Origin of the sequence: Methyloprofundus sp., assembly GCF_965251085.1 — a bacterium.
In the GTDB taxonomy this organism is placed as follows: Bacteria; Pseudomonadota; Gammaproteobacteria; order Methylococcales; family Methylomonadaceae; genus Methyloprofundus.
In genome coordinates this window covers 1,927,119-1,942,947 of the sequence record NZ_OZ252594.1, presented here as the reverse complement: position 1 = coordinate 1,942,947, position 15,829 = coordinate 1,927,119, and the positions used below count along the sequence as shown (strand labels likewise).

Genomic DNA, 15,829 nt, shown 5'->3' with positions numbered 1-15,829 from the left:
CTCTAGTCATCCTGTAGTCGCACAGCAAGCACATCACATTTTGCATGATGCAGCACGCCGTTAGCTGTTGAACCTAATAATAGGGCTAAACCGTGGCGACCATGCGAGCCGACGACAATAAGATCCACATGTTGTTCTTCTGCGGTAGCCACAATTTCCAGTTTGGCGCTGCCCATCTCCAGGAATTGTCTGTCTTCAGGAATAGACAGTTGTTTACCCAGTTCTGCAAGACGCCTTGTCGCGGCATTCATGAGCTCTTCGTTGAGGTCGATATCAAAAGGAATAACCGGTCCGTAGGCTGCATCGGTAATAGGTAAGTTATCAACTATATGAATAACGCTTAGTTTTGCCTGATATTTGCTCGCTAGATAACGCGCCTTTTGAGCGACGATTTCACCATGTTCGGAAAAATCTGCAGCGAGTAATATATGTGTATAGTTATTCATTCTAAGCTCCCTAAATAATTGAATAAGACTAATTTAACATTTTTTACTCCGCAGTGCATAAGCAGTCTATTGTTAAATCGCTAAGCAGCGAGGATTTAATAATATCCGCAAGTATGACGCAGGATTTTGGCATCACAGGCGTGCTAGGAAAACAGGCGCAGTGAGGCTACGCAACTGTTTTTCTAGTGCGACTGTGGAGTCCAAAGAAACGTCATTCCTGCGTAAGCAGGAATAAGTCAGACTCGGGTATTATTGAATTCTCGCGCCTAAGAACTGATAGACGGAAATAATGTGCCCATGATTTGTGAAGCACTAAAGACATATAAGAAGGCAATGCCTAATGCAAAAGAAAAGGACTTGTTTAAAGCGCGGCGGATAATATGTGCAATGACTAACCAGTTCCATAGCATAAGTCCTAGCATGGTCAAAATAACTGGCATATTACTGGAGTCCTGATGTAGCATGGCAAGAACAGGGATGGCAAAGGCACTAATCAGCGCATCTGTACCGAGTAATGTGCTTGTAGTTTGTATAAAGCGAGGCAGTTTTTTCGTTGTGCCCAGAAGCAGTGCTGCAAAGCTGAAAGTAATAATGAGCTCAGTGGCAACTTGAAGCAGGGCACGTATGCTACCATCAGAAAACTGTATCAGCAGATAACTAATGCACGCATATGCAATTGTTGAGAGGCGCAAAAGCTGAATTGAATGCGGAATATCTTCAGGCCCTTTTTTGAAAATACAGATATTGAAGAGTAGTTTTAGATAAGCGTACATGTTTTTATTGTTTAGAGAGCTGGTAGCTATGACCGTTATTTCGTGCACATTACTGGGTGAACGATGAAATGGTAAGTACCCAAGCATCATTAATTTAACAAATTTTACGCAGGATTTTTGTTCATTTTCAAGGCGCATAGATAGGCGCATAGCTGGCTACGCAACTCTTTATGCAACGTTGGAAATGAGTAAAAAGACAAGTAAAATGTTGGATTAATTATGCTTGGGTACTTATGAGCCTATTATACGTTCATTAAGCTCAGCGCCTGTATAAGAGAAAAAATATTGTACTCAATCAGTAAAGCCTTGTGCAGTATGCAGTATAATTTATTAGAAACCCACTAGGAAAATCATCATGCAAAAAATTCTTGTATTACTGTTAACCTTGTTTTTTGTCTCGTCATCCTACGCAGCCCCGGCAAATCAGCCAACCATGGCCGTGTTGCCCTTTCAACTCAGCCCTGTGATCGGAACAACAAATATAGGTGAGGTGGCTATCACGCGTACTCTGGCGGAACGAGAGTTTTCCAATCAGTTAATACAGTATCTGGCAAAATCCAGAAAGTTTAATATGCTGACTCGTACCCAGATCGATAAAGTTATTGCTGAAAACCGCTTAACTGAATCCTACTGGGCTGCACCTGGGCAAAGTGAAATTATGGGCAAGCTGCTGGTCGCTGATTATCTGGTAACCGGAGTGATTAATCGATTTGAAGTCAGTGCAGTAAGGCAGAATATTGCTATTACAGGAGAAACATTGCCGCGACTAGTGGCAACCTTTAAAAGCCAGTTCGAAGTTATTCAGAGTAGTACCGGGAAAATTGTATTAGCCGACCAGGTGATTCAGAAAATACGCTTTGATGAAATACGCCGTGAAATTCCTTCCTCAGAAAGACGCTACTGGACGGCGGCTGATTATAAAGACTTGCTGTTTACTAAAGCCGCAACAGAAGTGGGGAATGCCATTCTTGCCGGAATTTATCCAATAAAGGTGATTAAGGTATCGACTACGGGTGTCATTTTAAATAGAGGTAAAGGTGTAGGCCTAGAAGTTGGAAAACAGTGCAAGGTGGTTAATCAGGGCGAAGCAATTGTCGATGCAGATACAGGAGAATCCTTGGGAGGCTATGAAGAACAGGTTGGAATTATCGAAGTGACATCTGTTGAAGCCAAATTTACCAAGGCGAAAATAATCTCGGGAGCAGGGCGCATCCAATATGGGGATATCTGCAGGCTACTAAATACACTTACTAAAGACTCTGAACCTGCCTATCCAAGAGTCACTCCGGGATGGTAGCGAGACAATACCTGGAAGAAGCTTACTTTAGCCTTGAGAAGCAGTAAATATGGACGTACGTTTTAATTATAAGAATATCAATGTAGCGTTGCTGATTTGCATCCACACTTTGCTAACAGGCTGCTCTTCAATTATTGACGCCAGAAAACAAAAACAGCCGTATATTGATACTTATTATTCTGGCAATGTAACTCTTGCAGCAAAGGATTTCACCGAAAAAAGCGAGGATAGAACCGGTACTGGCGATGAATTGATGTGGTCGTTAGAAGCAGGAACAGCGAACTATAGCGCTAGTGAGTATCAAACCAGTATGCGTGAGTTTGAACAGTCTGAAGCATATATCAAGGAGTTTGACCAGCGCGCAGTTATTAATGCCAGAGCAGCCGGTTCAGAACTAGGATCTGCCCTGACCAACCCAAATGCCTTGCCGTATCAGGGTATGTATCTGGACAGGGTGATGTTGAATGTTTATAAGGCCTTAAATTATTTTGCCTTGAATGACACGGCCGGTGCGCAAGTTGAATTGCGCAGAATGCGCGAGGCGCAAAAGCAGGTAGTCAAAAAATTTGCTGATGAAATTCGTACTACTCAGAAAGAAATTGATGCACAAGTGCAGAAAAACCAGCAAAAAAGTCATTCTCTGGGTAATCAAAATACCAATATAAATTTTTCTAGCATCGTTAAAAGTCCTGCAGTAAACGATGCCTATAAGAGTTCCGCTAACAAGGCCAATAAACTCTATGGTAGTCTGGCGAATCCATTTGTTAGTTATTTTTCCGCGCTAGGTTATTTAATCGAAAATAATTATGGCGAAGCGCTGGTGGATTTTCGCAATCTATATAGAATGAATCCGCACAATCATTTGATTCAACGAGATTATGTCACAGCGGCAAAACGTATCGGTAGTGCAGTTCCTGCCCAGCTATCTGCCGTAGAGCCTTATGCATATCCCCTGAATAGTAAAATAGTCTATGTGGTGTTATTCAATGGTCGTGCCCCAGCGTTGAAACAGGAAAAATTTCAAATAGTGTTGCCCTATGTAGGCTATACCGGAATCGCGTTTCCCCGATATGAGTATTTTCCGGTTTTATTACCGGGGCTGGCAATTGATTTCACCTATCAGCATAAAGTGCAATCGATTAGAACAGAGCAGGTAGCGGATTTTGATGCCATTATGTCTCAGGAATATCATGATAAACTGCCATCAATGATTACTCGGCTGGTTATTTCAACCTTGACTAAGGAATTAGCAAGCTATGCTATTGTGCATGCAGCAAGGCAATCCGGGAATAGTGGTGCAGAGATAGGCGCTTATGCCCTAACCGGGATTTATAAGTTTATGTTTAATACAGCTGACACCCGGGGATGGGAAACCTTGCCTAAAGAAATTCAGGTAGCGCATGTGCCCATGCCTGAAGATGGCAAGTTAAAAATCAGTCCGATAGGTGTGGGCGGGCAGGGCAAAGAGATTGCCTTAAAAAAAGACACCAATATTGCTATCGTCTATGTACGGGCATTATCTGCGAATAAACTGATTTATAAACTGATCGAATTAGAATAAATATTATTAACAAAAGGACTAGAAATGAAAAAATTTTATATTCTTACACTGAGCTGTCTGTTGCTTTTCGGTTGCCAGGCAACGGTGAATACAGTGGAAAATGACCAAAAAAGTATGCAAGTTGAAGCGGTGGATACTTCTAAAGTGTCAACGGATGCATTCTTAAAAAATCGACTAGAGATTGTACGCGTTGATAAAACAGAATTGGAGGGTGGTTTACTTAAGGTTCAGGTTACCGCACGGAATATCAGGACAGGGTTCTGGGCGCAGCTAGCTTCCTGGTTTATGGGAGATAACCCTTACCAGATTGCCTATCGTTTTAGCTGGCTGGATATGCATGGCATGCAGGTTGATACTGCAACGAGCACGTGGATTCCAATGACAGTCATTCCAGGCGATACGGTCAGATTGAATGCCATTTCTCCCAACCCTAGATGCAAGGACTTTACTTTAAGTATCAGAGAAAATGATGCGGCTAGAAGTTAGAGTTTAAATTTAAAGATAAAGAATATAAAAGGAAAATAGAATGAATAAAAAACTTATTTCACTACTCGCTGCTACCAGTACCGCATTTTTTCTGACGGCCTGTGGTACAAGCCCAACACGTATAGATGCGACGGGTAATGATGGCCTGGTCACCGTCGATGGAGTAGACTTTAAAGATTGGCAGATCGCAGCTGAAAAAGGTATTAATTCTCTGCTCGAATCGGGTGTACTCAACCGAACGGATGGGCGTAAAACCATAATGATGATCAGTACGATAAAAAATTCTACTACTCAGCATATCAATACGCGGATTCTTACCGATAAGATTAGACAGGCATTGCTACGATCTGGCAAAGCCTTGACCACGACAGCCGTTGGCGGAAATGGTCCGGATGATGCTGCGAGTAAACAGGTACGCAGACTGGAAGAAGATGATATGTTCAATCAGTCAACAGTACAAAAACGCGGTACTGCTATTGCACCGGATATGAGCCTTTCTGGCGAAATCGTGCAGCAAACTAGCAAACAGGGAAGAATGCGCGAGTCCTATTTTTTCTTCCATATGGCAGTGACAGATCTAGCGACCGGCTTAGCTGTATGGGAAGATAATGTGGAAATAGCGAAGCAGGGGAAGCAGCCATTAATGGGCTGGTAGAAGCAGGTTTTTTCTGGCCTGAATCAGCTAATATTCAGAGCTAGAAACTATGGGCAACTAGGCTAAAAATAGATGTAATAACCCTATTGCAAAGAGTGGGGCCGAGTTTGGAAGATTCGAGTACAACTTGTTTTATTTCATAAATAATAGGGCGTACAACGTTGATACTTAATCATTGACAGTAACCTGGTAATTTAGTAGATTAAAATGTAACTACTCAGACATGCTGAGTAGTTACAGCAAAATAAACACAAGGATGGGCAAAGGGCTTCATCCGTGCCCATCAACGAAAACATGATGGGGTCACGGATGCGCCTGTTGCTACAGCACTAATGACAAACAAAAATCCTGCCCAAATATTGGACACTTATTTATTTCCAGGTACCTAGTTAGAGTATCTAAGCTTATAAAGTGGTCTTTTTTTTAAAATGATTCGTGGAGTTGAAAATATGTCTTATCAGTCGAAGTTCAGGGTTATCCCAAAGCAATATGTGCTTTTCATGGTTTTTATGACTGCATTTTTTCTGACGACTCCATCCCGTGTTTTAGCGGCAGCCTCCTGTAGTCTGACATATAACTTACAGGCCGACCTCACTCAGGATATTCCTAGTCAGGCGACAGATGCTGACTTTATGGAATTAGCCTGGAATCATTTTCTTGCTTTAAACGCCCCGACAGTAGGTGGGCAAATCAGTGTTACCGGGGATAACGTACCACAATGGACACAGTGGTCATCGACAGCGGATATGCTTAATCAGGCCAATCCGGGGCCATCAGGTTCGCGCTATTATCCTGAAGTTTGTAAATCCGTTGCTAACTACCAGAATTACCGTGTTCTACAGCAGGTAGGGAAAGTTGATGATTCATTCCTTGAAGCTCAATCTGGTGGACTTTCAGAGCACCCTGTTTTAGATTCTGCGGGAAATTTTCTGCGTTATGAAATTTTGCTTAGTCCGGCTATGTACAATGAAGTGTTAGCAAAACAATGGAATGATCCCGCTGTTCTTGCTGGCTTAAATAACAATGTACTATTTTCCTGTGGTGATGTGACTAAAGACACGGGGGGAGGTAATCCAGCTAATGCAAATATGGGGGCAATCGTACTAAAAGTTGCCTGGCGTGAAGGCAATGCACCTGACGTAAATGATACTAATTTCCACATGGAAGACTTATTAGTGTACTCGCCAAACTACCGTAATAGCAGCCAGACAGATACCTGTGAGCTGAAGTCAATGGCTATGGTGGGTATGCATATGGGACACAAAACAGTTAAGCAGCCAGCCTCAACCCGAATAATTGTAATGCAAGCGGTAATGAAGCTTGCGCATCCTGTAATAAACCTCCGGCAATGAATGGTATAGGAGAATGCGTCAATCCATTTTCTGATCCGGATGGTAAAGATGGTTGGTGTCTTGATTTGCCACCCAATCCGGTGGGTGGTTTATCGCAATTATGTAGACAAGTCCCAGTGGCAAACGGTTACTGTTCTACGGATGTCGATACCCAATGTACAGTTGACTCTGATTGCGCTACGGGTGCAAGTTGTATGGCATCATATCCAGCTGCTAATGATCAGAATACGGCATGTCATGCTGCGATTTCCAGTGCTCCGGATGCAAATGGACAGACACCCTGGTTAAAATACCAGCTTATTAGTGCTCACTGGGAAGCTAATTCTTATACAAGTTGCCGAAATGCGGCACAGATTATTACTCCAAAACCAGATTCACAACCGATTAATCAGACAGTTCTCCGTGAACAAGTGGTACTGGCAACTGATACAAGTGGAAACATAACTGAACAGCGGCCTATACTAGGCAATACTTCAATGGAATCCTATGACCGTGCGAACTGTATTGCCTGTCATACACGCTCTTACCTGAACGGTGTTTGCAGTAATGATAGTAGTACCACGTGTAGTACTGATAGTGACTGTAGCAGTGGTGCTAGCTGTACTCAGTATAATACCGACCTGATGTATTTTCTTAAACTAGAGGTATCTCAACCACCATCCTTGCAGCTGACGGGTTCGAACTTTAGCTTTATCCAGCATGGAGATGGAATCCCTGCGAGTTATTTAGAAGTACGCGCAGAATCTGACAATGTGGTTGCGGGTGCAAAAGAAAGCCAGGATGACCCACGTTGTAATGGCGATGCAAATGGTACGGTAAAAGCGCAATTACGTTTTAAAAGCAACGATGTTACGCTTTTTAATGGTAATTTGGATTTGCCTTGTCAGGGTTGGGAATTAAGCAGCACTCCTGAACGTGATACTTTTACTTATAAAGACCCTGAGCAACAATGGGGTTTATGTAGTTCTGTTGAATTAAGAGAAGGTCGGGCCGTGACAGCTGCATGTTCTACACATGAACTACCTTTCAGTAGTGGTGATGGAAATATAACGGTGATGTTAGTTACGGGGAGATTGCGCCATTGTGCTGATTATAATAGTAGCATTTTCACTGACCCGGGTAGACAAAAACGTGGCCAATTCAGTTCTATCATAAGCTCAAACAATGATAGGCCGGATAGTTGCCCTGACCTATAAATCGGAAAACTAATTTTGAACTGGCTTAGCGTATTTAAACTAAGCCAGTTCAGTATTTTAGAGTTTGTTACAAAGGTTGGAGTTAATGAGTAATAACTCGTGGTAATTCTTTTGCCTGTGCCACCCAGTCTTCTACTTGTGAGGCTGTTGGAACCTTACGCACCAGATTTTTCTCTGCATTGACTTCAGCCATCTTTTGCTGCAGGTTTTCTGCCTTACGTTGCGCCAGTTCAGGAACAGTATCTACGCCAGCACACTCAAGCAGATCAGCATATTGAGTGCTTACCCCTTTTATTCTAGATAAATCGGCTCTGTTTACCCAGTTAAGTAATTGCTTTTCAGTCAGGCCTGTTTGCTCTGAAATTTTCTTGCGTCCTTTTTTTTCACAACAACATTGCAAAAGGTTTTCTAAAGAACTAATACCTGCCTCTTCAAGCTTTGCAGAGTATGTTCCTCCAATACCTTCAATTTCGGATAGTTTTGCCATTTTGAACTCCATGTTAGTTAACAATGATAAATATTAGAATTTCTCTCAAATTATTAAGAGACATATTGCTTAGATTCGACTCATGTCCTCTTTAGATTCAAAAAATCTTGTCTATGATTACCTCGCTGCATAATACTCTATTTCTAGAAGATAATGCTGGCCTTTTCATTATTGTTTTGGTACCTACTTTCAATCGAGTCTGACCCCAATGTCATTCAATGTCATTGGAATTTTTTGTTAGGCTTTTTATACATAATTATAAAATTGAAATAAGCATTTTAATACTCAAAATAATTAACAATACAGAAAATACTTTTTTCAGAATAGAAACATTTAATCTGTGAGCTAACTTAGCACCATATGGCGCTGTAAAAAAACTTGCTATAGAAATCAACAGCACAGCAGGTAAATATACGAAGCCAAACGTATAGTTGCCCATTGAGTAGCTTTCCCAACCATTAATTACATAACCCAGAGTACCTGCAATTGAAATCGGCAACCCAATTGCAGCAGAAGTTCCAATTGCTCTTTTAATATCAACATTCTGCCAAGTAAGATACGGTACAGTTAAAGATCCGCCACCAATGGATACTAATGCTGATATTGCTCCAATTCCAGACCCTGCTATTAATAGTCCTCTGTTTCCAGCGAGCTTTCTGCTTGGTTTTGGCTTTTTATTTAAAAACATTTGAATGGAAACATAAGCCATGAACATTGAAAAGAATAACGCAAGATAAATAGAACTAATGTGTGAAACTAAAAAAGTCGCTATGAAGGTACCTGCAACAATTCCTGGTGCCATTCCTTTAACGATGTTCCAAACTACTCCACCCTTTGAATGGTGAGCGCGTAAGCTTGAAATTGACGTTACAATTATAGAAGCCATTGAGGATCCTAATGCTAGGTGTACTACATTTTCTACAGGAATTCCTTGCAACAAAAATATTGATGTTAGTACTGGTACCAGTATTCCTCTACCCCCTATCCCTAATAGCCCCGCCATAAACCCAACAAAAGATCCCAGCAATAAAAACGACAAAACCCACTCAATTTCTAACATTTTAAATTCATTTTAATTACGTCTTTTGAAGCCTAACGACCAAATCACTTGACGTAAAAAGGGGCAGTTTTTTTGCCTTAGCAAAAAAAGTGACGCTTTTTACGGTCAAGTGGATTTTCTGGTGTGTGCCCGGCATGGGCATGATCTTATGGGGTGCAAGTCCCCTGTGCATTATCTAGAGATTTATTTTATATGATAATTCTAAAAAGTACTAGCTGCCGATGGCAAGGGCGGAGGGCGACCAATGTCTGAAAGCAGCCTAAGTGCAAATCTGCGAGCCAATGGACAAGAACAGCATAGTAAGGCCGAACTGCAGGGTGAGTCAGCACAACATGACGAAGCCCATCTGGATCACTGCGGGATGGTAAATTCTGTGGTTGTGCAGAGAAAGATCATGTTCTTACCCGGGGAGATCTGCCTGCCTAAGTTGCCTAACGGCAGCGGTGGAACAGAGCCTGCGAAGGTGCGCGTTAACAGGGCAGAAGTCAGCCGAGAACGAGAACTCAGTGGAATGTTGCTGAGGAAAGGTTCGAAGGCAGTGTGGTATGGTGATATTCATGAGTTTTGGTAATTCCCAAACCCCGACCGGGGACTTGAATGCCAGGCGCGTCATGAATCCATCCTATATCGATCTTGCATCGGTGGAACACATCGTATCCAATACGAGTATAGCCGAGGCATGGAAAAAGGTAAGATCCAATAAGGGAGCGCCCGGTGTTGATAAAATCAGCATTGGGCAATTCCCAAAATGGGGGAGACCGAAATGGAAAATCATCAAGAATCAGGTGAGAGCTGGTATTTATCAGCCCATGCCTGCACGTCGAGTTGAGATTCCCAAAGAGTCTGGGGGAGTACGCCTTTTAGGATTATTCGAAGCATCCCTGCTTCTCACTCTTTGGGCCAGCTAAAGCTGTTCAAAATATTGCTCCTGCAATTTTGTCCTTGTGTGCTAGATCGAGTATTGATGCAATCCATCGCAAAAGTACTCAGTGATATGTTCAATCCTACTTTCTTGCTTCACAGCTACGGCTATATGCCTGGGCGATCTGTCCGGCAAGCTGCACTGCAATCTCAGGGGTTTTATCAGCAAGGCTATACCTATCAAATAGATATAGACCTGGAAAAGTTCTTCGATACGGTCAATCATGATATTCTCATGGATCGTGTAGGACGTAAGGTGAAAGACAAAGGCCTGATGAAACTTCTGGGGCGGGGTATCTCCATAGAATCACGCATCGTTCGCCTAAAGCAATACGCTCAAGGCTGGATGGCGCACTATGGCTGCGGACTAAAGTACGATAAAGCAGTGAACCTTGACGGATGGATACGAAGGCGACTCAGAATGTGTTATTGGAAACAGTGGCGCAGACCAAGACGTAGAATTCGAGAGCTGATCAAGCTAGGAGTGAGCAAACGCGAAGCTATTTACTTAGGTATATCGCGCAAAAGCTACTGGCGCTTATCTAAAACATTGGCAACTAACAGTCGGTTAAGCAACGCACATTTTGAACAAATTGGACTCATTTCCATCCGCACGTTATGGTGCAAGATTCACCATCCGGCTACGGCCCGATAGACACTTGATATGAAATCGATTTGCCCGATGAAGTATCTCAGTTAATAACTGGCTAGGCGCCGTATACGGACCCGTATGTGCGGTGCTGTGGGAAGGGGCTACTTGAGTAGCTCCCTATCCCGATTATGTATTTTTATTCTTGAATAGCTTCAATAATGGCCGTTGGATTGTGTTGTACAACTTTCAGTAAAACTCTTGCGGGTCCTCTAGGAGAACGGAGACCTTGCTCCCAATGCCGTAATGTACCAATTGAAATACCGAACGTAGCACAAAACTTTTGTTGACTCATTCCTGTTTTTTCACGAACAGCCTTTACGTTAATGGACTCAAGTTTATGCTCGACAACTTTTGTTGATTTACCTTTTGCATGTTCTATCGCCTCAGTAAGACCAGCAGATATTTCAGTGAATGCTTTGCTCATTTTTTTGCCTCCAATATGCCACTAATTCTTTAACTGCTTTTGACAAATGATGCTTTTCTTCAGCAGTAATATTTGCTTTCTCAGTTTTGCCAAACACAGCCAATAGATAAAGCGGCATAATTTCGCTATGAAAAAAATAGATTACTCGGACACCACTACTTTTTCCTTTAGCACCTTTTGCCCATCTCAACTTCCTGATTCCACCAGTCCCTTGAATTAAATCACCTGCTTTTGGATGCTCTGATAAGTAAGAAATTAGGTTTTCTTTTTCTTCCATAGAAAGTAACTTCTGAATTTTCTTTTGGAAAGGCTCGGTTTCAGCAACAGTAATCATACTCTAACAATATACGCCAATGGCGCATATGTCAAGATTTATGGAATTTATGAATTTGCTCTAAAATATAACATTTAGTTAACCCGCCACCAAAATGTATTTTTAAATTTATTGTACTTTATGTGGTCGGGTTCAACGGTGGGTTATGTTTATGACGGCCCTGTAACACGTCTATATATAAGTACGTATATTAATACACTTTGGGTTCATTCAGTTGCTGAATGAGTGTGGTATATTTATATTATTGATAGATAAACCGCACTTAAAACAACTATATATTAATAATATATAATGTTATTATGACTAATTGTTAATAAGATATAGTGGTTTATATGGCTAATTCTAAAAATAAAAGATTGAGTAAACTTCATCAAAAGGAACTTCTTGCTGCTCTTATTTCTGTAGGTGTTGGTGATGGTACCTCTAATGGCTTGGTTGCCTCTGATTATAGGATGGTTCTTTGGAGGCGTTATAAGAGCCTTACAGATTTCCGTGTTACTTTTAATGACTCTTCATTTGTTGTCTGTTTTTCTAGGTATAAGCCTATGTCGCTTTCTGATTATGAACGAGATAAGCCTGTTGCTGTTGTGGATAATGCTGATGTAAGCATTCCTGAGTCACAACCAAAGCGAAACGGTAGGGGGAAAGGTAAAAAACCAGTTAAAAAAGTGTTTTCAATGGCTTTGGAACCTGGGTTATTAGAAGAATTAAAAGAATATGCGTTAAATGAAGAGCGATCTGTTGGGTCTGTTGTTCGCCTTGCTATAAAAAAATATTTGAATGGTTAATAAAAGGTATTTTTTTAAAAAAGTTATTGGTTATTTTAGAAATAGGTAACTCAGAATAAGCTGGTATGGTGAGGTTGCAAATATCGCCATACCAGCCTGTTCTGAGTTATTGTTTTTTAAACAATTTCAAATCCTATTTCGTTTCTAAATAAACATTGTCATTTGTTCTTCTTCTTAATATTCCCCAAGTAGTGGGTATTTTTAAGATTATCCCTAAGTATCTACATGGTGCTTTTGTATGTATGTTCTCAATGTATAGAGTCTTCCAAAAAGTTTTCATGATCTTATCTTTTTTTTGATTAGTGAATCGCATCACTATCGAAAGGAAAGATTTTGTCAATTAAAATTAAATGAGTACCGGTTTTTTTTTTGTTTTTCTATTTATCTATGGCTCATTTCATTTTACTTTACAAAGTCTTGTATTCGATAAAATACGCGATCACTAATAAAAAAAGTGGGTTACTACGGACTTGCTTTTGATCTTTTTTAAGCTGCTGCGGTATTCCAACCTGTCAAGTATGCCTAGGATTCCATTAATGTTCATTGTTCAAGCTCTACCTGAACAAAGAGCATTAGGGAGATGGAAAGAAATAATCATCCAGAACAACCAGGAGAAATGGTCAAAAACCATTTCTCCAACGATGGCATTCGGTCAACAAACTGATAATACGTCTTCATTGCTTTTTTACCTACCTTTACTCCTGTTTCATATATTTTTTCTGTTAATTTAACAATAGGTGCTTTGCCATTGTAGGTCATACTTTTGGCAAATTTTAAAGTTGTTTCAACTGTATCCATTATGTCGCCACTAATATGATTTTCATAGGCTCCCCATACTCGTTCAATTGGGTTATATTTACTATGATAAGGAGGGTAGTAGGCCAGTTTTATCTTTATGTTGCTTTTTTCAGCAAACTCCACAAGCCTTTTTATAAACTGAGTTCTGGAGCTACTGTTCTCCATACCATTGTCAGCGTTAATTGTCAGAATATCTACTCCATATTTTTCTTGAATTTCTGGCCAAATTTCTTCCAATCGGTCAACGATGAAATCACTGCTGGCATAGCCTGCTGTAAAGAAAAGGAAAAAATCATCATGTTCAGGCAGATAAAAACCAAAAGGAGTTAACTTTTCCTTAACATCTAAATCATGATCCTCTGCTTTTGTTAAAACCCGATTTCGTCCTCCCCGTGAAAAATTTCCTATATTCATTCTTGCTTTGGCATCAATTGATATACGAATCTCTTTTGGGTTGATATCTGCCATTCCATTGACTGAATGAACTTGTTCAAAAATTGCATCCGTTTCCTTGATTTTCTTATGAGGCTTTGTTTTTTGTACCTTTTTTGGATGGTAACTCAGGTCATTTAATTTTGTATTGATAGTTTTTGAGCAAGGTAATGTTTTTTCATCGTAATAATCAATCTCCAGTAAACGTTTTCTAACTTCTTTAGCCGTTAGCCGGGTATATAATCGACAGGAATTAAAAGAGGGATCCGTTTGACACTCCGGTTCAGCAATTTTTTTTATGTCATCAAGTAGATGAGGAAAATGCTCTTCACTTTTATTACGCCCTCTCGCTGAAAAATTATCTTCTATGGGCTGAGTTTCAAGTTCATATTGTCCTTTTCGGATAGTGCCTCTATTCCATCCTAGTTTTTCTTCAGCAATACTTGCACCACCTGAGCCTAGTAGCTCCACCGTTTCAGCCATGAATATACGACGTACCGAGCCTTTTAAACGATGGGCTGTATTTATAATCCAACCTATAATGCTATCTGTTAATATCAACAAGCTTATCTGCCTAGTGTGAGAATAAATTCAGAATTCATTATTATAAATTATTGAGACACAAGCTTACTTCGTTTGGATGATTATTTCTTTCCATCTCCCTTAAAGGGATTTTATCAAGCGAAGCGATTAGGGAGATGGAAAGAAATAATCATCCAGAACAACCAGGAGAAATGGTCAAAAACCATTTCTCCAACGATGGCATTCGGTCAACAAACTGATAATACGTCTTCATTGCTTTTTTACCTACCTTTACTCCTGTTTCATATATTTTTTCTGTTAATTTAACAATAGGTGCTTTGCCATTGTAGGTCATACTTTTGGCAAATTTTAAAGTTGTTTCAACTGTATCCATTATGTCGCCACTAATATGATTTTCATAGGCTCCCCATACTCGTTCAATTGGGTTATATTTACTATGATAAGGAGGGTAGTAGGCCAGTTTTATCTTTATGTTGCTTTTTTCAGCAAACTCCACAAGCCTTTTTATAAACTGAGTTCTGGAGCTACTGTTCTCCATACCATTGTCAGCGTTAATTGTCAGAATATCTACTCCATATTTTTCTTGAATTTCTGGCCAAATTTCTTCCAATCGGTCAACGATGAAATCACTGCTGGCATAGCCTGCTGTAAAGAAAAGGAAAAAATCATCATGTTCAGGCAGATAAAAACCAAAAGGAGTTAACTTTTCCTTAACATCTAAATCATGATCCTCTGCTTTTGTTAAAACCCGATTTCGTCCTCCCCGTGAAAAATTTCCTATATTCATTCTTGCTTTGGCATCAATTGATATACGAATCTCTTTTGGGTTGATATCTGCCATTCCATTGACTGAATGAACTTGTTCAAAAATTGCATCCGTTTCCTTGATTTTCTTATGAGGCTTTGTTTTTTGTACCTTTTTTGGATGGTAACTCAGGTCATTTAATTTTGTATTGATAGTTTTTGAGCAAGGTAATGTTTTTTCATCGTAATAATCAATCTCCAGTAAACGTTTTCTAACTTCTTTAGCCGTTAGCCGGGTATATAATCGACAGGAATTAAAAGAGGGATCCGTTTGACACTCCGGTTCAGCAATTTTTTTTATGTCATCAAGTAGATGAGGAAAATGCTCTTCACTTTTATTACGCCCTCTCGCTGAAAAATTATCTTCTATGGGCTGAGTTTCAAGTTCATATTGTCCTTTTCGGATAGTGCCTCTATTCCATCCTAGTTTTTCTTCAGCAATACTTGCACCACCTGAGCCTAGTAGCTCCACCGTTTCAGCCATGAATATACGACGTACCGAGCCTTTTAAACGATGGGCTGTATTTATAATCCAACCTATAATGCTATCTGTTAATATCAACAAGCTTATCTGCCTAGTGTGAGAATAAATTCAGAATTCATTATTATAAATTATTGAGACACAAGCTTACTTCGTTTGGATGATTATTTCTTTCCATCTCCCTTAAAGGGATTTTATCAAGCGAAGCGATTACTTTGTCAGATACTTGTTTATTAAGCTATCTAAGGTTTTCAGGGTTCTTTTTCCCTGAAAGCCTGCCTAGTGGCGAGCGTTCTTTTGATCTTTTCTTTTGATCTTGTCTTTTTAGGTTGTATTCTT

The 15,829-nt window shown here is 40.3% G+C and carries 18 protein-coding genes; 10 read left to right on the top strand and 8 right to left on the bottom strand.

The annotated features are described in order from the left end of the window. Positions 1–2 precede the first annotated feature (2 nt). Positions 3–446: a universal stress protein gene (locus ACQY3F_RS08905; protein WP_428354476.1), complete on the bottom strand. Its 444-nt coding sequence runs from the start codon at positions 444–446 to the stop codon at positions 3–5. Between the two features lie 266 nt (positions 447–712). Then, entirely contained in the window at positions 713–1,357 is a 645-nt protein-coding gene (locus ACQY3F_RS08900; protein WP_428354475.1) for a hypothetical protein, read from the bottom strand. Positions 1,358–1,574: 217 nt separating this feature from the next. Between ACQY3F_RS08900 and ACQY3F_RS08895 the strand changes: the two genes are divergently transcribed. From ACQY3F_RS08895 to ACQY3F_RS08870, 6 genes are all read left to right on the top strand, one after another. Beyond that, positions 1,575–2,516 carry a CsgG/HfaB family protein gene (locus tag ACQY3F_RS08895; protein WP_428354474.1) on the top strand — a complete coding sequence of 314 codons (942 nt, stop codon included), beginning with the start codon at positions 1,575–1,577 and terminating at the stop codon, positions 2,514–2,516. 49 nt (positions 2,517–2,565) lie between these two features. Continuing rightward, the gene (locus ACQY3F_RS08890; protein ID WP_428354473.1) at positions 2,566–4,077 is read left to right on the top strand and encodes a COG3014 family protein; all 1,512 of its coding nucleotides are present in this window, start codon (positions 2,566–2,568) and stop codon (positions 4,075–4,077) included. Between the two features lie 24 nt (positions 4,078–4,101). Further along, complete coding sequence (locus tag ACQY3F_RS08885) at positions 4,102–4,563, top strand: DUF1425 domain-containing protein (protein ID WP_428354472.1); 462 nt, start codon at positions 4,102–4,104, stop codon at positions 4,561–4,563. Between the two features lie 40 nt (positions 4,564–4,603). Then, positions 4,604–5,218, top strand: coding sequence for a penicillin-binding protein activator LpoB (gene lpoB / locus ACQY3F_RS08880; protein WP_428354471.1), 615 nt, complete (start codon positions 4,604–4,606; stop codon positions 5,216–5,218). A gap of 509 nt (positions 5,219–5,727) precedes the next feature. Beyond that, positions 5,728–6,570 (top strand): hypothetical protein, encoded by an 843-nt coding sequence (locus ACQY3F_RS08875; protein WP_428354470.1) that lies wholly within the window; start codon positions 5,728–5,730, stop codon positions 6,568–6,570. Further along, complete coding sequence (locus tag ACQY3F_RS08870; RefSeq protein ID WP_428354469.1) at positions 6,567–7,766, top strand: hypothetical protein; 1,200 nt, start codon at positions 6,567–6,569, stop codon at positions 7,764–7,766. Before ACQY3F_RS08875 ends, ACQY3F_RS08870 begins: the two co-directional genes overlap by 4 nt. Before the next feature lie 82 nt (positions 7,767–7,848). On the opposite strand, the gene ACQY3F_RS08865 is transcribed toward ACQY3F_RS08870, so the two are convergent. Next, on the bottom strand, positions 7,849–8,253 hold the full coding sequence (locus ACQY3F_RS08865) for a DUF4332 domain-containing protein (RefSeq protein WP_428354468.1): 405 nt from the start codon (positions 8,251–8,253) through the stop codon (positions 7,849–7,851). Positions 8,254–8,509: 256 nt separating this feature from the next. Next, a complete protein-coding gene (locus tag ACQY3F_RS08860; protein WP_428354467.1) occupies positions 8,510–9,313 on the bottom strand; it encodes a sulfite exporter TauE/SafE family protein in 804 nt (267 codons plus the stop codon). 244 nt (positions 9,314–9,557) lie between these two features. On the opposite strand from ACQY3F_RS08860, the gene ACQY3F_RS08855 reads away from it, so the two are divergent. From ACQY3F_RS08855 to ACQY3F_RS08845, 3 genes are read left to right on the top strand one after another with little or no spacing between them, the layout of a single operon-like run. Further along, positions 9,558–9,884: a hypothetical protein gene (locus tag ACQY3F_RS08855; protein WP_428354466.1), complete on the top strand. Its 327-nt coding sequence runs from the start codon at positions 9,558–9,560 to the stop codon at positions 9,882–9,884. Between the two features lie 40 nt (positions 9,885–9,924). Further along, a complete protein-coding gene (locus ACQY3F_RS08850; RefSeq protein ID WP_428354465.1) occupies positions 9,925–10,221 on the top strand; it encodes a hypothetical protein in 297 nt (98 codons plus the stop codon). A 38-nt stretch (positions 10,222–10,259) separates the two neighbouring features. Continuing rightward, positions 10,260–10,889, top strand: coding sequence for a group II intron maturase-specific domain-containing protein (locus tag ACQY3F_RS08845; RefSeq protein ID WP_428354464.1), 630 nt, complete (start codon positions 10,260–10,262; stop codon positions 10,887–10,889). Positions 10,890–11,022: 133 nt separating this feature from the next. Here the strand turns inward: ACQY3F_RS08845 and ACQY3F_RS08840 are convergent, their stop codons facing one another. Both ACQY3F_RS08840 and ACQY3F_RS08835 read right to left on the bottom strand, forming a co-directional pair. Continuing rightward, complete coding sequence (locus tag ACQY3F_RS08840) at positions 11,023–11,310, bottom strand: helix-turn-helix domain-containing protein (RefSeq protein ID WP_428354463.1); 288 nt, start codon at positions 11,308–11,310, stop codon at positions 11,023–11,025. Then, positions 11,291–11,644, bottom strand: a complete 354-nt coding sequence (locus ACQY3F_RS08835) for a type II toxin-antitoxin system RelE/ParE family toxin (RefSeq protein WP_428354462.1) — start codon at positions 11,642–11,644, stop codon at positions 11,291–11,293. The genes ACQY3F_RS08840 and ACQY3F_RS08835 overlap by 20 nt, the downstream gene beginning before the upstream one ends. Before the next feature lie 332 nt (positions 11,645–11,976). On the opposite strand from ACQY3F_RS08835, the gene ACQY3F_RS08830 reads away from it, so the two are divergent. Further along, positions 11,977–12,432, top strand: coding sequence for a hypothetical protein (locus ACQY3F_RS08830; RefSeq protein WP_428354461.1), 456 nt, complete (start codon positions 11,977–11,979; stop codon positions 12,430–12,432). Positions 12,433–13,026: 594 nt separating this feature from the next. Here the strand turns inward: ACQY3F_RS08830 and ACQY3F_RS08825 are convergent. Continuing rightward, positions 13,027–14,223, bottom strand: coding sequence for an ISAzo13 family transposase (locus tag ACQY3F_RS08825; protein ID WP_428352931.1), 1,197 nt, complete (start codon positions 14,221–14,223; stop codon positions 13,027–13,029). A gap of 151 nt (positions 14,224–14,374) precedes the next feature. Next, positions 14,375–15,571, bottom strand: a complete 1,197-nt coding sequence (locus ACQY3F_RS08820; RefSeq protein ID WP_428352931.1) for an ISAzo13 family transposase — start codon at positions 15,569–15,571, stop codon at positions 14,375–14,377. Positions 15,572–15,829: the final 258 nt, after the last annotated feature.